The organism is Bradyrhizobium sp. ISRA464 (assembly GCF_029910095.1).
In the GTDB taxonomy this organism is placed as follows: domain Bacteria; phylum Pseudomonadota; class Alphaproteobacteria; order Rhizobiales; family Xanthobacteraceae; genus Bradyrhizobium.
Map to the genome: position 1 here is coordinate 6,951,955 of NZ_CP094526.1, position 21,325 is coordinate 6,973,279.

Here is a 21,325-nt window from a genome sequence, read left to right on the forward strand (position 1 = left end):
ACTAGTGTGCCTCAGGGGACGTAGCAGCCTCCCCGTCAAGTGGGCCATCCCATGCAAGAGCTGTTCGCTTTGTGTTGGAGCGAACACATGGATGGGATGTCTTTTGAGCTTCCGCTTTTCATTGTTGCGACCTTCGGCGGTGCCGGTGCGCTCGTCGCTGGCCTTTCCGGATTTGCATCCGGCCTGGTAGTCGCCTCGATCTGGCTCTACATCCTTACCCCCCTGCAAACCGCCAGCCTGATCATCGCCTTTGGGCTGGTCGTGCAGGCCTACTCCGTATGGAAACTACGTGGTGCGCTGGACTGGAGACGGCTCTGGCCGTTCATCTTTGGCGCAGCACTCGGCGTACCGGTTGGCGTAACGATATTGACTTGGGGCAATCCTGGCTGCGTCCGCGTTGGCGTCGATGTGTTTCTCGTTCTCTACAGCCTTTATGCGTTGCTTCGTCCTGCGCTCGGGCCGTTGAAAGCGCCGGGCGCTGGCGTCGATGCCATTGTCGGATTCCTCAATGGCGTCCTGGGCGGTATCACCGGGCTCGCCGGAATCCTCGTCACGATCCGGTGCGGACTGCGCGGCTGGCCCAAGGACGTGCAGCGTGCGGTGTTTCACCCCGTTGCGGTGGCGACATTCCTGGTGAGTGCGCTGTGGATCGGCGCCAGGGGCGCGTTGAGCGCGGAGACAATCAAGCTCTTTCTGATCGGATTGCCCGCCCTGTTCGCCGGTACCTGGATTGGTCTCAAGTTGTTCGGTCGCCTCAGCGAGGTTGCATTCCGCAGGATCGTACTGGCGCCGCTTCTGGTTTCGGGCGCGGTCCTGGTCGTTTAGCGTTACGGCAGATCCCGCCCGGCGGGCGGACCGGCTGTATGGAAGGAACATGCAATCATAGGGATCAATGACTCTGGAGCCGTTTCCATGTTTGAACCCACAACTCGCCTCGGCCGCATCGCTATCCTCTGGCGAGGTGATGAAGCGGCGCGCCGCAGTGTTTCCCCAGAGACCAGCCGTTTCAAGGCCGTGTTCGCGGCGCTCGCCGATGTCGGCGTCGATGCCGAACCGGTGGTCTACGAGGACGATGTCCTCGACGCAGTGCGCGCACAGCTCGCCACACTTGATGGTGTACTCGTCTGGGTCAATCCGATTCACGAGGGGCGCAATCGCGCCAATCTCGACGCGCTGCTGCGCGAGGTGGCGGCGCGCGGCGTCTGGGTGAGCGCCCATCCCGATGTCATCCTCAAAATGGGCACCAAGGAGGTGCTCCATCGCACCCGCATGATGAGTTGGGGCTGTGACACGGCCCTCTACCGAACGCTCGAGCAGATGAGGGTGGAATTGCCGTTGCGGCTGGCAGCTGGCCCGCGCGTGATCAAGCGCAGCCGCGGCAACGGCGGCCAGGGCGTCTGGAAGGTCGACGCCCTGGTAAGTCCCCCCACCCGGCCGATGGTTCGCGTGCTTGATGCCACGAGCGACGCATCGGAGGACGTCGCTCTGGACGAGTTTCTTCAGCGGTGCGTCGATTATTTCGAAGACGGCTCTGTGATCGATCAGCCGTTCCAGGCGCGCCTGAGCGAGGGGGTGGTGCGCTGTTATATGGCAGGCGATCGCTGCGCCGGCTTCGGCCACCATAAGGTCAAGGCCCTGGTTGACGAACCGACCGCGCGCGCCGAAGCCGGACCACGGCTCTATGCCAGCAAGGCCGATCCGCGCTTTCAGGTCCTGCGTCGGTTGATGGAAGACGAGTGGACGCCGCAGCTGACAACCTTGCTGGATATTCCGAGCAGCGATCTCCCGATGATCTGGGACGCGGACTTCATGCTCGGTCCGCCCCGTCCCGACGGGACCGACAGTTACGTGCTCGGCGAGATCAACGTCAGCTCAGTCTTCCCGATCCCCGAAGAGGCTTGGGCAGAGATCGCTGGCCGAGTTGCCGATAGACTGAAGTCGAAGCTCTGAGGCGAGAAATCTTGCGTCTGCTCCGATCTCGAGTTTTCAACCGTGCTCGCCAACGGCTGCCACGGCGTCGATGTTGCATTCCGGCTCCATATCCACGATCTCCGGCGTTCGGGTCACATGAACGCGCTCAGTGAGGGTTCGAACCCTGGATGCACTCCCATTGGAGTGCGCTACATCCACCGTCGAACACGCGCGCGATAAGCGCGGTGGACATCACCGAACTTGCGATCTAGATAGGCCTCCTCGCGGGCCACAACGCCGTAGCGGATAACCACCACAACGATCCGTCAGAACACCGCGTCCAGCCGAGCTCCCTAATTGTAACAGGGCGCCCTCGCCTCTCACGGATGCGTCACATTCTCTCGATATCCTTTCCGAAAGAACTGTTGGGCGTTCCCTCGCATGATCCGGTCTATCAGGCTACGAGTATCTTCGAGCGCAATCCAACCTTCGGTAACCAATTGCGAGAGTGCCAGAGCGATTCCGCGGCGCGCTACGAAAGCATGGCCATAAATTGGCTCGACAGCGACATAGTCGCCGCCGAAGGTGAAGATCTTGTTGGACGGAACCGCCATCAGAAACTCCTTCAGAAAGCGAACGCCTGCCACTGGGTTGATAATCCATGCCCAGCACATGTCGATCGCGGCGTTGGGATAATGTTTGGCCAGCGCGATAAACTCGTGCTGGTATGGATACCCAATGTGCATTAGGACGAATCGGGTTTCTGGAAAGTCCTGCAATAGTCGGCAGACGTCGGCAGCATTGCTGTGGGTACGACCGAGTTGCATCACGCCGTAGCCAGCCAAAACGCCGGTGTGCAGCTTGACCGGCAGGCCGCACTCGCCAGCTTTGCCGACGCAATAGCGGAACAGATAATCTTGTAGCGCCTTGAGATCCTCAGGACCGAGGGCATGTAATGCGCCGACCCTGTCGGCGTGGTGGGGAAATAACCTTGACGCATGCGCCTTGGTGATCGGTTCGAAATTGAGCGCACGCGAATAAGCTATTTGCGATTTTACGGCGACCGCTCTGGCGCCGTATGTTGCGAAATAGAAGTCGATGACGTCGAGCCACTCATCGAGTGTCGTTGGGCGTCGACCTGTCTCGGCTTCCACCCACGCAAAGTCAGCAGCACTGCACCGGCACAGTTGAAGGATACTTATATCGTGATCGAGCAGCTCTGGCTGTTCGGTCTCCATGAAGATGCGCTGTAGCGAATTGACGTGGCAGCCCTTGATGTTCGCCAAGCCAAAAATGCGCGCATAAAAGCCGGGCTGAACGGTTTCACGATATTTCTCGGCGATGCGCGGCAGACTCTCGGCAGTCAGTTCATCCTCGCCGTATACGCCGCGAAACGTATGGCGCAGCGCCTGGGCGTAGCCAGTGTGGCGGATGCGGTCCCAGTAAGGGGCGATGATCCGATACTTTTCCTGGCTTGGAAGATCCGGCCCGAGAAACTTGCGCAAGTCGGCCGCTGGCAGGCCGGCCACCACTAGATCTTCGGCAGCATAGGACCTGAATAAATACGCCCAGTCATTGCACGGCAATGTTCGTGGATGGATCTCGCCGGCAAGGCGCTGACTTTCCTCGATCAGGTGCTCATGGGTATCCACAAACGGCGTCTCCTCGACCCATTGTGCGATCTGTCGATCGGATTCCGTCATCGACTCCCAGCCAATCGCAGCTCTACTCATTTGTGGCTCCTTTAAGTACAGTCGCTTGCGTCCGCATTTGCGATCCTCGTGTAGACATGCTGTACGTCTAGCTGTAGCCAGCGGGACCTTCAGCGCCGCGGGTGGCGAGATCAATTGCTGACGACATCACTAGGATGAGCAACGCGCTCTTTAAGAGCGTCGGTCATTGGGAAGTTGAGGTTTATGTTTCTTGGCGGAATCGCAGCCATGAACCATTTGTCATAGATCTTCGTGAACTCGCCGGAAGCCATGAGCTTAGAGAGAACGTCGTCGACCATTTTTTTGAAGTCGGGATCATCCTTCGAGAACATCAGACCATAATAATAGATCGTGCCGTAGTTGGCTCTCAAGAAGGCTAGGTCAGCGGGTTTCGAATAATCCGCCTTCATACCGGCCAAGAGAATGTCGGCCTCCACCCACGCCGATGCACGCCCAGTGGTCAGCAGCAGCAGGGATTCAGCATGGTCTTTGGCCTGCGCGATCGTAAGATTGAGACCCTCATCCTGCGAGATGCCTTTGGCGATGCCGAGCGCATCGGACCCCTGTGTGACAACGATAGTCCTTCCCTTCAGGTCTTTCGGCGTCTTAAACCCGCTCGACACCTTCGCGAGCCAAGCCGTTTGGCTGGCGAAGGTTGCAACGCTAAATGAGACCTGTTCCAGACGCTGCTTGCTGCTGGCAGTTCCGCCGCATTCGATATCGATTGTGCCATTCTGGATAAGCGGGATACGGTTGGACGAATTGACCGGCGTGAGCTTTATCTGAAGATCTGGAGTGCTGAGATCAGCCTTCAGCCGATCGACGACGTGCGCGCAGAGGTCCAGGGAAAACCCGACAGGCTTCTGGTCACCGGCGAGATAGGAAAACGGTATCGAGGCCTCGCGATAGCCAATGGTGATTGTTCTCCTCGACTTGATGTTATCGAGAGTTGGCCCTGCCTGAGCAGCAGAGACTGAAAACACGGCAATCGCAGACGCGGAAAGCAGTGCAAATGTTCTGAACATAGAAATCCCTCTGTTCGGGTGAGACGCGCCTAATGAATGATCTGGTTGAGGAAGGCCTTCGCACGCTCGGTGTTGGGCGCGCGAAAGAAGGTGCTCGGATCGCGCTCTTCCACGATTGAGCCGCGATCCATGAAGACCACTCGATCCGCAACTTCGCGCGCAAAGCCCATTTCGTGCGTGACGCAGATCATCGTCATCCCGTCCTGCGCGAGATCAACCATGGTTTCGAGCACCTCCTTGACCATTTCCGGATCGAGGGCAGAAGTCGGCTCGTCGAAGAGCATGATCTTGGGCTGCATGCACAGGGCACGGGCTATAGCGACACGTTGCTGTTGGCCGCCCGACAATTGCGCGGGATATTTCTTGGCCTGGTCGTGGATCCGGACCTTCCTCAGCAATACCATCGCCCGGTCACGTGCTTCAGACTGAGCGAGCCCCCTGACTTTCATTGGCGCCAACATGCAATTTTCGGCTACCGAAAGATGTGGGAAAAGGTTGAAGCTTTGAAAGACCATGCCGACTTCACGGCGAATGGTGTTGATATCGCGCATCCGATCTGTCAGCTCGATCCCATCGACGACTATTCGGCCGGAATCATGCTTTTCGATGTGATTGATACAGCGGATGAGAGTCGACTTCCCGGAACCCGAGGGCCCGCAGAGTACGATCTTTTCTCCTTTTGCAACTTTGAGGTTGATGTCACTCAGGGCATTGAAGCTGCCGAACCGCTTGACGAGGTGCTCGACGACAACCATCGGGAAAGGGTCGGCTGGGCTAACTGTGCACTCTTGCGGCATGCTGATCTCCAGGTTGTAGCCACTAGGAACGAGGGGCCATCAGCGAATCGATTAATTATCGGCGGGCACCCGCGATCGCGTACTTCTTGCGGAGCGAGGCGACGAATTGGGACGCGGTTGAGCTTATGATGAGATAAACGACGGCCACTGCGAGGTACATCTCGACGAGGCGGCCATTGAGCTGTGCAAGCTTCGAAGCCGCACCAAGGAGATCAGTGAGCGACAGGACGTAAACGAGGGACGTATCCTGAAACAGAATGATGGTCTGGCTCAGTATGATGGGGCTTGCGACCCGAAACACCTGCGGAAGGACGACATGACGATACGTATCGAATGTCGACAGGGCGAGAGCCTGGCAAGCCTCGAACTGTCCTTCGTTCACCGCGCGCAATCCGACGCGAATGATTTCCGAATAGTAGGCGGCTTCGAACAAGCCGTAAGTGATGAACGCCGTGTAGGTGGCACCGACTGGAATCGGACGACCATTGCCTGACAGGTGTCCCAGAACGACGGGCACCAAGAAGAAGAACCAAAATAGGACAAGAATGAGCGGAATCGATCGCATCAGGGCGACGTAGCTACGAACGAGCTGGCTCAGAATGCGGAGCTCAAAGTGCTGCACGAGGGCGAAGAGCGTTCCCAGAAACATCCCAACCAAGAAGGCGGCTGCCGTCAACGAAAGCGAGAACAGCAATCCTGACCATAAATAGGGACACGCTTGCACGACAATCGAGAAATCGAGACCATTCATTTCACGACCTCCATACTGGCAGGCAGGGGGCTTTCCAATTTCACATCGTCAAAATCTGCCCCGATGGCTTCCCTGCCCGGTGCGGCACCGGGAATGCGCACCGCTTTGTCGATGAGCATCATCGTCTGGTAGGCGATCAAAGCCAAAGCGAGATAGATGAGTGTGGCGGCACCGAATGCCGCGAAGGTTTGGAACGTCGCATCGCTGATTTGGCGCGCCTGGGCGGTCAGCTCCATCAAGCCGATGGTCAGAGCGACGGACGTGTTCTTGTAGACGCCCATCACCTCGCTTGTCAGACTTGGCACGATGACCCGCAAAGCCTGCGGCAGGATGATAAGGCGATAGGTCAGATATCCACTCAGACCAAGTGCGGCAGCCGCTTCGGCTTGCCCCTTCGGCAAGGCCTCGATGCCCGCCCGAACCTGTTCTGCGATTCGTGCCGCGGTATATAGGCTCAGACACCACAAGGCGGGAAAGAAAGATCCCCAGGGCGGAGGAATTTGCTTGATCCAGTCGCCCATCGCACTCGGAAGAAGCTCGGGCAGGACGAAGTACCAGAGGAACATCTGCACGAGAACGGGAATGTTTCGGAAGATCTCTACGTACAATCGCGCTAATGCCCTGATAACGGAACTCCGCACGGTTCGACCTATACCAACGACGACTCCGATCCCGAACGCTATCCACCAGCCGAAGAAGGCAAGCGCCAACGTCCAACCGAGGCCCGAAAGAAGCCAGTCGATGTACCGCTGACCATCCGTCGTATTTTCAAGAAGAACTCCGAACATCGCGAGCCTCACGATTGCGGGTGTTTTTATCAGTCCGCTTCCCTGCCAATCCTAAGCGGCCCTGAATGACTTTCTTGATTTGCGTCGACGGATGAGGTCGACCAGACGATCGACATCGTCGACCGTGTTGAACATGCCGAACGACACGCGAATGCCATCGCGTTCGGGGGAAACACGCACCCCATTCTCTTCGAAGTAGCTGAGCCATTCTGTCGCGGGTAGGCCAACGACGTAGATGTGAGGCGAGCGATGCTGCCGCTGACGTGGGCCGACGAGAGTGAGGTCGAGATCGTCCAGTTGAGCGATGAGATGATCGCCCAGATCGAAGCAATGGTTCTGAATGTTATTCACCCCGATCTGTTCGATCATGTCGAGGGAGGCGCCGAGTGCGTGAATTGCAGGAAGGTTGAAGTTTCCTAGTTCGAAACGTCGCGCGCTCGGAGATGGCGACAACCGATCGGTACGTGCGATAAGGTCGCCAGGAATCTCGGCCAAGCTGGCGGCGGCAAGATAGGTAGGCTCCAGCTCCTCCAGCTTCTTATCCCAATAGAGCAGTCCAAGACCTTGAGGGACGAGCAATCCCTTGTGACTGCCGGAGCCCACGAAGCTTGCCTGGATAGCTTTCGCGTCGATCGGAACGACCCCGATCGCCTGCATGACGTCAACGACGAAGTACAGCTTCTTATCCGCGCAAAGAGCGCCGACGCTCTCGATGTCGAAGCGATGTCCAGCGTGGAAGGTGACGTGCGAGAGCGAGATCGCGCGAGTCTTTTCGTCGATGTGGGGAAGGAACGTTTCCGCGTTTACGACATCCGTCATGGGGAGGAAGTCGATCTGGACGCCCTTCTTCTTCAAATTGAGGAAGGCATAGGCATTATTTGGATGATCTCCGTGGATCATCAAAATGTTGTCGCCAGCTCGGAGAGGCAACGCATTCGCCGCGATGTTCATGCCTTCCGATGTGTTCTTCGTGAAGGCAATTTCGTCGGCCGACACCCCAAGGAAACGGGCGACCTTGCCACGCGTTTGCTCAACTCGATCGAGCCATACGCTTTTCGGACCGGCCGTCTCCAGACCTTCACGGAGGAAGGTCTCGATCGCGGCCATGACAGGACGCGCCAGCGGCGCCTGGAAACCGGAGTCGAGATAGACCATCCGTTCGGCTGCCGGGAACTCCCTGCGCACAGCTTCCACATCGTAATGACGAGACATTCCTCATCTCCTTCTCGGACACCTCTCGCCACAGCGGTCGAATTCTGGGCTTAGCCGAAGTGGCCTGTGCACTGCACAAGAACTGATCATGAGGCGACGACGCCGACGATATGGGCAAAGGCGGAGGCGTCCAAGTTATTTTTCCGTATTTCAGTAGTATTTATTCCGAATAATGATAATTTATTGAAATAGGAGACTCGTATGACGGAGCATGAAAGCACGGCTAGACCGCTCGACCGGGCATTCGCCATCGTCGGTTACGTCGCCAATCAGACGAAGGCTGTCTCGGTCGCGGAAATCGCGAGCGCCCTTTCCTTGCCGGTTCCGACCGCTCATCGGCTTGTCGGAAACTTGGAAGAACGGGGGCTCCTCCAGAAGGCGCTTGGATCAAAGCGCTATGTGGTGGGCAACCAGTTGGTCACGCTGTCCGCCAAAGTTATCGGCGCGGCCTTTCGCACGGCGCGGCGCCATGCGGTCCTGCGCGCGGTCGCCGGTGAGATAGGCGAACAGTGCGAGATCGGCGTCGTGCGCGACAACGTCGTCGCTTACGTCGACAGCGTACGTGTGTCCCAACCACAGGGGCTTCAATTCAATCCTGGCGAGGCTGCTCCGCTTCACTGCACCTCGACTGGAAAAATCTACATGAGCCGGTTACCCGAGAGAGCGCGTGAGCAGTTATGCCGCTCCCTCGCTCTGACGCGGTACACCGACAACACCATTGTGGACTACGACACCCTCCTGAAGCTTCTCAAGGAGACCCGCCGTCGCGGATGGGCCAAGACCAATGAGGAGTACGTGAAGGGCGTCGTCGGCTGCGCGGTCCCCATCGTTTCCCCAGACCGAGCGCTGATAGCCTGCCTTGGCGTATCGGTGCCTGTAGCGCGAGTCAGCTTTGCAGAGCTGGATCGCTTCATTCCGCCGCTTCAAAGAGCCGCCTCGCTCCTGTCGCAAACCATCCTTCAGACGGACAGTGAAGACGAAACAATTGAGGAGATTTGAGAAGCGTCGGCGTCCACCTTCCAGGAAGCCCCGTTTTCGCAAGAATCGTTTGCTGGGACCGGATTTTGAGCCCGCGATCTTCAGTGGGCCCAACCGCACCAGTTCCGCACCAGAAACAGTGCAAACGAAATGTGAAGAACGCGATCGAACCCAAACGAAAGCGAAAGAAAATCAACGAGGGCGATCGAGATACTCCCGCTCATAACGGTCTGGTTGCAGGTTCGAGTCCTGCCGGGCCCACCAGCCTTCGCTCGTCGTCGCGGCGAAGCGAGGAAGGCTGCCCCGCCGAAGCCTACGGCGAAGGCGGGCTGGCGACCGCGAGCTACGGCTCGGGAAGCCAGAGCGGATCGCACCAGAAACACCCCGCTTCGTTGTTCGCTGTTGTCATACTTCAGCGGTTTGCAAACTACCGCTCTCAAGTGGATCGTGGATTCGGCGGCTTTGTCGCAAGAAAAGGCCAAGCAGCGTGGCGCGCTTCAGCCCAGTCGTGCCGGATCGCAGTGATTCCGCGATCGCGCTCCACAATCTTGAAAAGATCAGGCGATTTCCTCGTCATCCTCGTGCCCAAGCTTGTTCAGCCGCTCAATGAACTTTCCCTTTTTCTCATGGCGCGCTCGGATCGAGCCGATGCGACTATTGAAGTCTTCTTGGCTCCCCTCTTCGACTGCCAAGACCTGAAGATCGGAAAGAAGGCTCATCGCCTGGTCATAGCCCGCTGGGTTGCGGCGTTCGATCCCGTCTTCAATCTCGCGCCAGACGCTGGCACCGCGTTGCTTGAGAGCTTTTAGCCGCACGCGGCGTGCTTTTTCGGCCTCCGCCGCCCGGCGGCGCCGTTCCGTCTCGCGGCGCTCAGCTTCGGCACGCTCGCGTGCCTCCCTGATCTCCTGCGCCCTCATTCGCAATGTACCGGCTGTGCGGTGTCCTGGCGGTGCCGGGGCTTTCTTTCGAAATCTGCTCCTGAGTTCGGCACCGACATAGGCTTCGCCGTCAGCGACGCGCAGCAGCAGCTCAACCTTCTCAGGTTCAGGAATGGCCGCCAACGTTTTTCGCAGGTCGTCCTTGGACATTGCCGGAGCATCTGCATCCAACTCCACGGCCGCCTGCACAAGATCGGCATCGATGCAGAAAAACTCGGCAAAAGCTTCGAGTGCGCCGGTCAACGGAGCAATGCCCGCTAGCGGTTCGACTTCATCGTCGGGGATCAGATCGTCCTGCACTGCCGCCAGCCACGGGAGATAAAACAATCTGAGATCTCCGGACAGCAGATCCGTCCGCAGCGGCGCAAGCGCAGCGAGCCGACTCGAGCCATCATCCCAGTCGTCATAGCCACCGTCTTCGTCACGCTGAACGTCGACGATCAAGCTATCGCCGGACGTCCACACGTGGACCCAATCAATCTTACCAAGAAAGCGATCGATGTCCTTACGCTTCACAAAGCGCGCGGGCACCCGCAGCATCAGGCGCCGTGTGCCCCAATTCGCCAGATAAAGGTGGAGATCGAACCAGCGCTCCATAAACTTGCGCGGATCGCCTTTGAGATCGCCCCATTCGTAATGGTTGATGAAGCTCGTCGCGGTGATCCGCGCCCGTGATGAGATCGATCGCAGCGTGTCCTGCGCCGCCTGGTCGAGAGGTCGATCGATCGCCTGAAATTCGTAATACTGATATTCGCTCATGCGCGGGGCCGGTCGGCAGGTATGGTCGATGGAGGGCGCCACCCGATTGGCGGTGGAGGCGAGGTCATACTATGACAACCAAAGTGACGAACCGTCCAGGTAGCCCCGCTGTGCAGAGGGCGTGATCCATGGGTCATTCTCCAAGCCCACCTGCTCGAAATTCGTCTCGCCCGGATTTATTTCAGATATTTCAGCCAATAACCTCCAGCAAAGCTGGAGGTTTGATTGGGAACCGCCAAAGGCGGTTTTAAGGGATGTTAGGACGATTGCTTGGATTTTGGGGCAGCTGAAATCTTTAGCTCAAACTGATCCAGTTGCTGGTCGGCCATTTCCTGATTCTTGATGTAGGCCCGGATCATTTCCTCATCGCGGCCGACGGTCGTGACAAAATATCCGCGTGCCCAGAATTTGTGGCCCAGGAAATTTCGCATCTTCCGTTCGACGTTCTGCGCGATCCAGATCGAACTCTTCCCCTTCATATACCCGATGATCTGCGCCACCGAATATTTCGGAGGTATCGATATCAGCATGTGGACATGATCCGGCATCAGGTGACCTTCCTCGATCCGGCACTCCTTCCGTCGTGCCAGATCGTGAAATACCTGGCCCAGATGTCGCTTGATCTTCCCGAACAGCAGCTTCTTGCGGTACTTCGGCGTAAACACGACGTGGTACTTGCACTCCCAAGTCGCGTGATTAAGATGATTGTACTCTGCTTCCATCATGGTCTCCTTGAGGGTTCTTGGCGGTTCCCCAAGGAGACTCCATGACTTCATTCCCGCAGCTGTAGAACTGCCGGTTTTCGCCCCGCCATAGGCGGGGGCTTAGCAGGCTTGGTTAGATGTACTGGATCTTGTATTGAGGCCCAGAGGGAACCGACCATGACTACCCATGTGCTGCAATTTGTCGAGCTCTCGGATCAGGACCGCAAGGCGGCCAAAGCCTTCGACAAGCTCGGCAAGGGCGATCAAGTAGAAGTCCGGGTCCGGCGCAAGTCGGGCGAGGACCAAGTCGTCAGGCTGCGGCCGAAGGCCGCGGCGCTGCTTGAGACTGCACTCGGCCATCTCCTCCAGGGCGAACGTGTCGCTATCCTCGCTGAGGACCAGGAACTCAGTCCCAACGACGCGGCAGAGCTCCTTGGAATCTCCCGCCCGCTCGTGGTCCATCGGATGGACGTTGGCGATCTCCCATTCCGATATTCGGCAAGCATCGGCGTACGAAGCTGAGGGACGTATTGGCGCTGAAGACGAAGATGGATGCTCAGCGGAAGGCACTGGAGGTGCTCACTGAGGACGCCGAGGACCTCAGGCGGCGCTATGGCGTTTGAGCCCTCGGATCGCAGCCATCGGGCCGCGCGGTAGTTCGTCAACGCGCCATCCATCGCCAACATGAAGTGGCGCTCGATGTCTTCCGTGCGTTGAGGACGACTGTGGCGGCGCGACTGCCATCCTCGTGGAGAACGCGCCGGAGGGCAGCCGGGGGCTGTACGCGAGCTGGCAGACGGCTAGTCAAGCGGCGGGCGTGCTGCTTGGTGGATTGGTCACGATGCGGATCTCACTGTCGATGACGCCGGCCCAGCTCGAGGCTTGGGGATGGCGCGGGCCCTTTGTGATCGGTCTGTTGATCGTGCCCGTCGGTCTTTATGTGAGAGCGAAGCTGGACGAGCCCGAGCTGTTCCAAAAGGTGCGGAAGGAAGCTCCGGGCCTTTCCGCTCCAAAGATGCTGAGTATCGAGCCTCATGCATTACTTACCGGCATCGGCATCGCGGTTCTGTATCTTGCCGCGGCCTACGTTCTCTTCGTCTACATGCACACCTTTGCCGTCCGCCAGCTAAAGCATGATGGGATTAGGTTGACCTGAAACAGCGTCGGAGGTCACCTCTCCCTTGGGAGAGGTCGATTTGCGTAGCAAATCGGGTGAGGGGTTGCGGTCTATCGAGAGCGCAAGGCCCCTCACCCGGATTGCACCGGACGATGCTCCGCATCGCCGAGCGCAATCCGACCTCTCCCCGACGGGGAGAGGTGGACCGAAGCCGCCGCGAGTCGATTCAACCCAAACTCATCCCGCTTTAGACCTGCGGTTTTCCCAAGCCTTGATCGCAACAACTGTCGCGAGCGCTATCTTGTTCATGTGCAGCCCGATCGTTGCCGCGATCTCGGATCGCTGTGGCCGCAAACCACTGCTCATCACCGGCACCCTGGCCTTCGCACTGGCGACTTATCCGGCGTTCATGGTGATCACCGCCGAGCCGAGCCTTCTGAGGCTCGCGGTGGTCCAATCCGCATTGGCGCTCCCATGGCTGTCTATGCCGGACCCGCCATGTCGGTCTTTGCGGAGCTCTTTCCGACGCGCATGCGTTCGACTGCGGTGTCATTAGTCTATGGCGTCACCGTCGTGCTTGCCGGCGGATTCGCCCCGCTCATCGTGACTTGGCTGATCGCGGTGACCGGTAATCCGCTCGCGCCTGCACTCTATGTGGTCGGGGCGGCCATCATCAGCGCGATCGCCGTTTTGGGCTTGCGCGATCGCTTCTGCGAGCCATTACGCTAAGCGGGCGCTTGGGTGCCGCAGGCGCGAAGACGTTGCGCATGCCGTAAGCTAACGGGAGGTTCAGCGACATTAGGGGCGACCTTCGCTCTCCGGCGGAGGCTGACTGCGGGAATCACTGGTGGGCCCGGCAGGACTCGTGACCGCCCGAAGGCCATGACATTCGAATAGTTCGAGGCTTCCCTTTCCTTTCAGCTCCGCGAAGCCGCGGCTTCGGCCTGCGCAGCAATGACGAACCTGGGCCCAAGCCGTGGCACTCATGAAGATCGATCCTCCGTCGGCATGCGCGGTGATGCGGGCCGCGGTGTTGACCGTGTCCCCCCACAAGTCGAACATGTACTGGTGCCTCCCCATGATGCCGGCGATGACCGGTCCGCTGTGAATTCCGATCCGGACGGTCCAGCCGGGCTCGAGCCTTTGCGCGGTTTCGATCATTGCCCTCGCACAGTGCACGGCCGCCAGCACCCCGTCCTGCATCGGTTTGAGCAGCCCGGCGGTAGCAAAGAATGCATCCCCGATGGTCTTGATCTTCTCCATTGCGTGCGCGTCGACGATGTCCTCGAACGCATCGACAAGGCCCCGAAGTTCGGAGACCACCTGCTCCGCGGGATGGTTGTCGCAGTAGTGCGTGAATCCAACGATATCGCTGAACAGGACCGTCACATCTTCGACGCGGCGGGGCTTGACCTCGTTCGTCGCCTTCAACTCGGCCAGCGCGCTTGCCGGCAGAATAGCCTCCAGCATCTCGTCAGCGCGGCGCCTCTCATGTTCGATCTCTTCCAGGTAATGGGCTTCCCGATCACGCAGGCGTTTCTTTTCCAGGCACGCGCCGACGCGTGCACCGAGAATCACGGGGTTAAAGGGCTTGAGAAGATAGTCGTCGGCGCCGAGTTCGATGCCGTGGACCACGCTGTCGACGTCGTCCACGGCAGAAATCATGATAACGCGAACCTCCCGTAACGCCGGGTGCGCCTTGATCTGCCGCAATACCTCGTGCCCGTTCATCCCTGGCATCATGACATCAAGGAGCATGAGGTCCACCGGATGCTCGGAAAGAGCTGCTATGGCCTCGACGCCATCCTCGGCGGTCAGCACGGTCTCGTAGCCCAACCGTCGCAATCGACGGACGAGCAGATAGCGATTGTCCTCGTTGTCGTCGACGACCAGGATCACGGGCGATGGATCATTCATCTGTCCGGCGCTCTCTTCACCAGAGCCTCGATCCGATCAAGCAGGTGCAGGAAGTTGGTCGGTTTTGTAATGAAGTCATTGCACCCCGACGCGAGCGCACGCTCGCGATCCTCCGGCAGCGCGTGAGCAGACAGCGCAACAACGGGAATAGCAGCGGTTTCGGGCGCCGCACGCAACCGCCGGGTAACCTCCCAGCCGTCGACGACCGGCAGCCCGAGATCCATCAGAATGAGATCCGGGAGCTGGCTCTTGGCCAGCGCAATTCCTTCCGCACCATCGCATGCAACGACCACGTCGTAGCCTTTCCGACGCAATCGGCGCGACACCATATAGATGTTGTCTTCATTATCCTCGATGTAAAGGATCCTAACCATGACTCTCGGCCCGCCGATGCAGCTCATTGATGGGAAGTTTTTGCTTGAGGAAGTCGCGAATCCTCGTCAGCAGCTCATCACGGGTGCAGCCCGCCTTTGAGACGAACTCGATAATTCCGTTATTGAGCCGCTGCCGGTCTGCTTCGCTCAAGTCGGTGGCCGCCATCACGACGACGGGAATATCTTCAAAAGTCGCGTCACCGCGGAGTGCTTCGAGGAACTCGAACCCGTCCATCTCCGGCATCATGAGATCCAGCAGGATCAGGCTCGGTCTGTGCTGAGCCAGTTGCTTGAGGCCCTCGCGACCGTTCTCTGCGTCAACGATTCGCCATCCCTCAGCGGTAAGCTTCGACGCCAACAGTCTCCGTGTCTGCGCCTCGTTCTCGATGAGAAGGATGTCCTTTCTCGATGGACCGCCACTCAGACGGTGCAGAACGGCTCGGAGCCGCGTCCAATCGATCGGCTTGGTGATGTATTCGCCTGCGCCCAGTGCATAAGCCTTACTGCGCTCATCGACGATGGTCAGCATGATTACGGGAATCGGAGCCAGCTCCGGTATCGATTTGAGCTCTTTGAGAACGTGCCAGCCGTCGAGCTCGGGCATCAGCACATCCAGCGTGATCAGCGAGGGATGAAGCTCTCGCGCGAGCTTGAGCCCCTCTTGTCCCCCTCGCGCGGTCAGGACGTCAAAGCCCTCCTTGCCGAGGAAGCGGCGCATGACATCCAGGGCGTCAGGATCGTCGTCGATGACAAGCACTCGCGACACGGGCTCCATCGTCCGGCTGGACTGGCTCTGCGCGACCCGAGATATCTCGGCGCGTGGTGCTGCGGCATGGACGGCTTGATCGGGCAGGCGAACGGTGAACACGGCTCCGCGACCGGGCATGCTCGCAACGGTGATCTCTCCGCCCATGGCGCGACATAGGCGCTGGCTGATCGCCAGACCAAGCCCCGAGCCGCCGTACTTGCGGGTCGTCGAGCTGTCGGCCTGAGAGAACTCCTGAAAGAGACGTCGAAGCTGATCCGCCGTCATCCCGATGCCGGTGTCGGCCACGACAAAGACCAACCATCCGGCCGGTCCATCAGCTTCACGCGTGGCTGTAAGCCGTATCTCGCCATTCTCCGTAAATTTGCACGCATTGCCGAGCAAATTCAGAAGCACCTGACGAACCCGGGTCTGGTCTGCCCGCATCGCACCGGTATCCGCGGGGCAGTCGACAATGAGTCGGTTGCGGTTCTTGCCGGCGATCGGCTGGGTCGTCCTTGCAACCTCGCCGAGGAGTGCCACAACATCGAACTCCTCCGGGTACAGATCGAGTTTCCCCGCCTCGATCTTGGACAAGTCCAGAATATCGTTGATCAACATGAGAAGATGCTTGCCGGCCTGAACGATGCGCCCGACAGGCTCGAGGAACGTATTATCGGGCTCCTCCTGTGCCTCCTCGTGGAGCATCTCGGCGAGTCCGATGATTGCGTTGAGCGGCGTCCGCAGTTCGTGGCTCATATTTGCCAGGAACTGGCTCTTCGTCCGGTTTGCCGCCTCGGCCTCCTCGCGCGCCCGCTCCAGCTCGATCTGTCGCCGCTTCAGTTCGGTGATGTCGGTGTAGACCACCACCGTACCGCCATCATGGGTTCTGCGCTGGGTCACCCGCACCCAGAGGTCATTGCGGTAGGAAAGCTCGGCCACGCTGAAGGACTCGGAATGCTGCCTCTCGCGTTCCTCGATCCACTGCTCGGGCGTGCGGCCACTCAAATCGGCCACGGAGCGCGTAACTGCCGTCTCGAGGATTTCGCGAAAGCTTGTGCCGGGCCTGAAGAGGTCGGCCCGCTGAGGATAGATCTCGCGTACGCGCTCGTTGCACGCAACGATGCGGTCGTCGGCGTCATAGAGCACGAAACCGTCGGAGATGGTTGCGATTGCTGCCGCGAGCGTCTTGCGCTCGTGTTCGCGTTCGGCAGTGAGTCGGTCCCGCTCCGTGAGCGTATCGCGGAATATCGCGAGCGTGCGGGCCATCGCGCCAATCTCGTCACGGCCCGCGGCGGGAATCGGGACTGCCACGTTCCCGGAGTTAAGGCCGTCGATCGCCACCACAAGCCGCCGGAGCGGCAGCGTGATCGAGCGCAGCAGGAAGAAGGTCAGCAGCGCAGCTGCGATGACGACCGCCACCGCGATAGCTTGCGTGATCCGGGTCGCGGCGACGACGTCCGCGACCGCACGGTCGCGGTCGGCCGCCACCTCGTTGGTAAATTCGGTAACGATCGATCCCAGGAGCTCGTCGACCACGTTGCTGTGTTGTCGCGCCTGCGCCAGGAGGGAATTGCCCATCACCCGGCGATCGGCTGTGTACTCCTCAACGGCCGCGGCGGCGAATTTCTGAAACTGAGCGAGCTCCGCACGGACAGAGGCGATGCGATCGGGTTTCCGTGCCGCAACCCGATCGAGCAGACGCTCCATCCGGCCCTGAGCTTCCGCCGCGTTCTTTTCCGAGAGCGTCAGCATGCTGACGGCAAGATCCGTCATCCAATACCGCAGCTCTCCGAACGCGATGCGCGCGCCGTTCGCCGATTCGATAACGTCGATCAGATCGGCGACCTCGGCGACCGCTGCCGAACTGTTTGCGAGCTTGCGCGTGAGATAGATACTCGTCCCCAGGATGACGACAAGGAGCGCGCCCGACAGAAGAATCACCCGGGTTCGGATATTCAGCCGCGCCATCGTCGCGAGTCCCCCTATATGTGGACTATCGATAGAGGATGATGCTGATCACGCCGCCCAGCTCACCCAATTTCGCGCCTTCCTTCGGATAACCAGTGATGTCGACTTCGCCCTTTGGCGTGCCATGGCAAGTCAGGCAGGTTTTGTCGTAGTATTGTGGCACCATGACTCGAAACGCCGGATGCCCGCCGGTTTCGACCGCGGCAGAGTATGCACGGTCGCGCGGCCAATCCGGCGCGAGAAACTTTGATTTGATGACGTCGGTCTCCCACGCGTCGGGACGCGCCTTTCGGTTGCGAATGCGATCGGGCGGTCCCGTGACCTTCACTTCAGCCTCGCCCTTTGCCCTGCGCGCAAAGGCTTCGTTGACCAGCCGTGCGAACACCGCCGGGATGAACCCCTTGAACCCCGTCCCCTTGGCATTGATCGTCGCCTGATTTGCATCCATCACCTCGACGATCGCGTCCATTTGGATGCGCAGCAATTGACCTTGTCGGGAGGCGGGATCGACCGAGATCGGATCGATGCCGGTCGTTGTGCGATAGATTTCGCGAGCCTGTTCGATCAGCGCCTCGCCGCTGAGACCCTTGTCGCCGAGCTTCGGATCATCAATCCGCTCCTGGGAGCGCGAGACGACAGCTTCGCCGGCGAGCAGCATGTCTGCGAGGCTCTTGCCGATCAACCGCTCCTCGCCCTGATCCTCGCTGGCCGAGGTCGCACAAATCACCCATGCAGGGATCGCGCCCATCAGCAAAACCGCCGCCACGATCCGCGGATGTCTCGACCGGGTCATCGCCTCACCTCACAGTTCTCGAGAGGGGCGTCGCGCGGAGCTCTCGATTGCGGCCAGGACCTTCGCCGGGGTAAACGGGACCGAGCGCAACCGCACGCCAAGAGCGTCGAAGACCGCATTGGAGACCGCAGCCGGCACGACCGCGGCTGCTGGCTCGCCTGCGCCCGACGGCTTCGCGGTTGGACGGTCGACAAGTTCGATGATGACGTCGGGCACCTCGGGAAACGTCAGTATCGGATAGGTGGCCCAATGGAGGCTCGTCACGGCCGAACGATCGAAGAGGAGCTCCTCCTTCAAGGTGCGGCTGAGGGTTTGGATGATGTTTCCCTCGATCTGGTTCCTGACGCCGTCGGGGTTGATGACCTGCCCGCAATCGTGCACGACAAAGAAGCGCTGCACGCGGATTTCCCCACTCCTCCGGTCGACCTCGATGTCCGCCACTGCACCGACATAGGTGGGCGACGGAAAGTCTTTGGCATAGCTGATGCCTCGCCCAGCGACGACATCGTTCTGGTGGCTCTTCCGTGGCGAGCGCCGCTGCTCCCATTTGGCGAGAGAAGCCAGACGCCGCAGAAGCTCAGCACCGCGCGGGTCATTGAGATGGCTGAGACGAAAATCGAGTGGGTCGGCACCAACGAAAGCAGCGAGCTCATCGACAAAGCATTCGTTGGCGAAAGCATTTTGGAGGCGCCCCGGCGACCGAACCCAGGACCAGCGGAATGGCGTCTCCGCGAGGAGATGCGCCACGGTCTTGATGTTCGGGAATGTGTAGGGGATCGCCGAGTTGGTGGTCATGATGTCGGGGTTGCCGTAGCGATACGGTTCCGTGATCGGGGTGGGAGGCACGGCGGCGAGCGTGGCGGCGACGAGTGACATCGGGGCGAGCCCATCCCCAGGGACAAAGAACTCCGACTCCCAGGCGATGATCCCACCTTCGTCATTAACTCCGGCGCGGAGGTCGACCAGTATCGGCGGACCTTTCGGATCCCAGCCATGCTCGTCAGCACGCATCCACTGGACGCGCACGGGTTTCCCGCCCACCGCGCGCGAGAGGAGCGCGGCATCGCCGGCTGCATCTTCGTGTCCGTTACGGCCGTAACAACCCGAACCTTCGATAAAGAGGCAGTGCACGTTGTCCAGCGGCACATCCATCATCGCCGCAAGCTGTCGTCTCAGCCTGTGCGTCCCCTGGGAAGCGCTCCAGCACGTGATTTTACCCTGGTTAATCTCGACGACCGCGCAAGATGGGCCGATCGAGCCATGCGTGTGGATGGCGAAATCGTACGTTGCTGAAATGTGCTTTGGCGCATCGCGCAGCGCCTTGGTGCTGTCACCGACATTGGCAGTGACCTTATCGCTGTTGATTTTGGTGGCGCGAACATAGTCCCAGAGGCGTGCCTGCTCGGGCAACCCTTCCCAATTCGACCAGGTTGCCTTCAGCTTACGAGTAGCCTGGATGGCGCCCCACTCCGTTGTCGCAACGACGCCAAGGAAGTTGCCTTCGCGCACGACCTTGATGAGACCCGGAATGCCGTTCAACGAGGTTTCGTCGACACTCTCCAGGCGAGCACCAATTGCTAACGGACGGATCACGCGGCCGTGCAGCATTCCCTCGATACGGAAATCCTGCATGTACGTGAAGCGTCCCGTCACCTTTGACGGAATGTCGAGACGTGGCACAGACTTGCCTGCAATCGTGTACGATGTCGGATCCTTCACCGGCACATCCTTGTCGATCTTCAGCGAGAAACTGCCGCCACCGACAAGCTCGGCATATGAAATGCTCTTGTCGCCGCCCTTGATAAGGCCGTCCTCGATCCGCAGTTCGGTCGCCAGCACGCCAAGCCGCGCAGCGGCCATTTCAACAAGCGCCTTGCGCGCTGTCGCCGCAGCCTGACGGATCCGCATCCCGCCGATCTGAATCGAGAGGCTGGCCCAGGTGGGGCCCTGGTCGGGCGTCAGCTCGGTGTCGCCCTGGATAAGCCCCACTCTATCGAGTGACACGTCGAGCTCTTCGGCCGCGATCTGCGTTAATGCAGTGCGTAATCCGGTGCCAAGGTCCACCTTGCCGGAATAGACAGTGACCCGTCCGTCGGCATCAATGGACAGAAATCCGTCGACTTCGTCAGATTCGACGGTCTTCCTTGAAGAACTGCTCTCAGCCAAAGCAGGGAGCGCGGCGTCCGCAAACGTGAAGGCGACGACGAGCGCGCCGCCCGTCCTCAACACGTCGCGACGAGTGGAGACGAAATCCAGCATCTCTGTCTCCTTTGTCTCACGCCCTTCGCGCTGCCCGCTGCACCGCCCGAATGATGCGAAGGTGCGTGCCGCAACGGCAAAGGTCGTCGGCGAGCGCCTTCTTGATCTCGGGTATGGTCGGGTTCATGGTTTTCGCGAGGAGTGCGGTCGCGTGTATGATCATGCCGTTAAGGCAGTAGCCGCACTGTGCCGCCTGTTCGTCGATAAAAGCTTGTTGAACCGGCGACGGCTTCTCTGGACTGCCAAGTCCCTCGAGCGTCACCACCTTCTTGTTTGCTGCCTTGGTAAGCGAAATTTCGCACGCGAGCACAGGCTCATCATCGAGCAGCACGGCACACGTGCCGCACTGGCCCAACCCGCAGCCGAAGCGCGGTCCCTTCAATTGGAGATTATCTCGCAAGGCATAAAGAAGCGGCATGCCCGGGTCATCGACTTCAACCGTGACCACGCGGCCGTTTACATCGAGCGAAACCGACGTGGGCATGCGCGCCTCCCACGTTCGTGCGTATGAGAAGCCGCTTATACTCCCTTCAGCGGCCATTTTGAATGCCCCTAGCCGCTTCCCGCTCGGTAG

The 21,325-nt window shown here is 59.6% G+C and carries 20 protein-coding genes; 6 read left to right on the forward strand and 14 right to left on the reverse strand.

Going from position 1 to position 21,325, the window contains the following annotated elements; genetic code table 11:
• The first annotated feature begins 51 nt into the window (after positions 1-51).
• Together MTX19_RS32250 and MTX19_RS32255 are read left to right on the forward strand one after the other, a co-directional pair.
• Positions 52-825: a sulfite exporter TauE/SafE family protein gene (locus MTX19_RS32250; protein ID WP_280980829.1), complete on the forward strand. Its 774-nt coding sequence runs from the start codon at positions 52-54 to the stop codon at positions 823-825.
• An 87-nt stretch (positions 826-912) separates the two neighbouring features.
• Positions 913-1,950 (forward strand): Cj0069 family protein, encoded by a 1,038-nt coding sequence (locus MTX19_RS32255; protein ID WP_280985647.1) that lies wholly within the window; start codon positions 913-915, stop codon positions 1,948-1,950.
• Positions 1,951-2,291: 341 nt separating this feature from the next.
• On the opposite strand, the gene MTX19_RS32260 is transcribed toward MTX19_RS32255, so the two are convergent.
• The 6 genes from MTX19_RS32260 to MTX19_RS32285 all read right to left on the reverse strand — a co-directional run bounded on the left by MTX19_RS32260 (position 2,292) and on the right by MTX19_RS32285 (position 8,196).
• Positions 2,292-3,644, reverse strand: coding sequence for an amidohydrolase family protein (locus MTX19_RS32260; protein WP_280980830.1), 1,353 nt, complete (start codon positions 3,642-3,644; stop codon positions 2,292-2,294).
• Between the two features lie 110 nt (positions 3,645-3,754).
• Complete coding sequence (locus MTX19_RS32265) at positions 3,755-4,648, reverse strand: amino acid ABC transporter substrate-binding protein (RefSeq protein ID WP_280973537.1); 894 nt, start codon at positions 4,646-4,648, stop codon at positions 3,755-3,757.
• Between the two features lie 29 nt (positions 4,649-4,677).
• The gene (locus MTX19_RS32270) at positions 4,678-5,403 is read right to left on the reverse strand and encodes an amino acid ABC transporter ATP-binding protein (protein ID WP_348638371.1); all 726 of its coding nucleotides are present in this window, start codon (positions 5,401-5,403) and stop codon (positions 4,678-4,680) included.
• A 97-nt stretch (positions 5,404-5,500) separates the two neighbouring features.
• Positions 5,501-6,196, reverse strand: coding sequence for an amino acid ABC transporter permease (locus MTX19_RS32275; RefSeq protein ID WP_280980832.1), 696 nt, complete (start codon positions 6,194-6,196; stop codon positions 5,501-5,503).
• Positions 6,193-6,984: an amino acid ABC transporter permease gene (locus MTX19_RS32280; protein WP_280980833.1), complete on the reverse strand. Its 792-nt coding sequence runs from the start codon at positions 6,982-6,984 to the stop codon at positions 6,193-6,195. Before MTX19_RS32280 ends, MTX19_RS32275 begins: the two co-directional genes overlap by 4 nt.
• 51 nt (positions 6,985-7,035) lie before the next feature.
• On the reverse strand, positions 7,036-8,196 hold the full coding sequence (locus MTX19_RS32285) for an aminotransferase class V-fold PLP-dependent enzyme (protein ID WP_280973541.1): 1,161 nt from the start codon (positions 8,194-8,196) through the stop codon (positions 7,036-7,038).
• A gap of 201 nt (positions 8,197-8,397) precedes the next feature.
• Between MTX19_RS32285 and MTX19_RS32290 the strand changes: the two genes are divergently transcribed.
• A complete protein-coding gene (locus MTX19_RS32290) occupies positions 8,398-9,195 on the forward strand; it encodes an IclR family transcriptional regulator (protein WP_280980834.1) in 798 nt (265 codons plus the stop codon).
• A gap of 536 nt (positions 9,196-9,731) precedes the next feature.
• Here the strand turns inward: MTX19_RS32290 and MTX19_RS32295 are convergent.
• Positions 9,732-10,871 carry a hypothetical protein gene (locus MTX19_RS32295; protein WP_280980835.1) on the reverse strand — a complete coding sequence of 380 codons (1,140 nt, stop codon included), beginning with the start codon at positions 10,869-10,871 and terminating at the stop codon, positions 9,732-9,734.
• A 257-nt stretch (positions 10,872-11,128) separates the two neighbouring features.
• Positions 11,129-11,593 (reverse strand): IS200/IS605 family transposase, encoded by a 465-nt coding sequence (tnpA, locus tag MTX19_RS32300; RefSeq protein ID WP_280984622.1) that lies wholly within the window; start codon positions 11,591-11,593, stop codon positions 11,129-11,131.
• A gap of 159 nt (positions 11,594-11,752) precedes the next feature.
• Here tnpA and MTX19_RS32305 point away from each other — a divergent pair, with 159 nt between their 5' ends.
• The 3 genes from MTX19_RS32305 to MTX19_RS32315 all read left to right on the forward strand — a co-directional run bounded on the left by MTX19_RS32305 (position 11,753) and on the right by MTX19_RS32315 (position 13,421).
• Positions 11,753-12,097 carry a DNA-binding protein gene (locus MTX19_RS32305; protein WP_348638235.1) on the forward strand — a complete coding sequence of 115 codons (345 nt, stop codon included), beginning with the start codon at positions 11,753-11,755 and terminating at the stop codon, positions 12,095-12,097.
• A gap of 226 nt (positions 12,098-12,323) precedes the next feature.
• A complete protein-coding gene (locus tag MTX19_RS32310) occupies positions 12,324-12,731 on the forward strand; it encodes a hypothetical protein (protein WP_280980836.1) in 408 nt (135 codons plus the stop codon).
• Positions 12,732-13,166: 435 nt separating this feature from the next.
• Positions 13,167-13,421, forward strand: coding sequence for a hypothetical protein (locus MTX19_RS32315; protein ID WP_280980837.1), 255 nt, complete (start codon positions 13,167-13,169; stop codon positions 13,419-13,421).
• Between the two features lie 69 nt (positions 13,422-13,490).
• Here the strand turns inward: MTX19_RS32315 and MTX19_RS32320 are convergent, their stop codons facing one another.
• From MTX19_RS32320 to MTX19_RS32345, 6 genes are all read right to left on the reverse strand, one after another.
• Positions 13,491-14,591 (reverse strand): adenylate/guanylate cyclase domain-containing protein, encoded by a 1,101-nt coding sequence (locus MTX19_RS32320; protein WP_280980838.1) that lies wholly within the window; start codon positions 14,589-14,591, stop codon positions 13,491-13,493.
• Positions 14,592-14,605: 14 nt separating this feature from the next.
• Positions 14,606-14,983, reverse strand: a complete 378-nt coding sequence (locus tag MTX19_RS32325) for a response regulator (RefSeq protein ID WP_280984946.1) — start codon at positions 14,981-14,983, stop codon at positions 14,606-14,608.
• Positions 14,976-17,699, reverse strand: coding sequence for a response regulator (locus tag MTX19_RS32330; RefSeq protein WP_280980839.1), 2,724 nt, complete (start codon positions 17,697-17,699; stop codon positions 14,976-14,978). Before MTX19_RS32330 ends, MTX19_RS32325 begins: the two co-directional genes overlap by 8 nt.
• Positions 17,700-17,724: 25 nt before the next feature.
• A complete protein-coding gene (locus MTX19_RS32335) occupies positions 17,725-18,357 on the reverse strand; it encodes a DUF3365 domain-containing protein (protein ID WP_280980840.1) in 633 nt (210 codons plus the stop codon).
• Positions 18,358-18,501: 144 nt separating this feature from the next.
• Entirely contained in the window at positions 18,502-20,751 is a 2,250-nt protein-coding gene (locus MTX19_RS32340) for a molybdopterin cofactor-binding domain-containing protein (RefSeq protein ID WP_280980841.1), read from the reverse strand.
• A gap of 16 nt (positions 20,752-20,767) precedes the next feature.
• A complete protein-coding gene (locus MTX19_RS32345) occupies positions 20,768-21,235 on the reverse strand; it encodes a (2Fe-2S)-binding protein (protein ID WP_280980842.1) in 468 nt (155 codons plus the stop codon).
• Between the last annotated feature and the right edge of the window lie 90 nt (positions 21,236-21,325).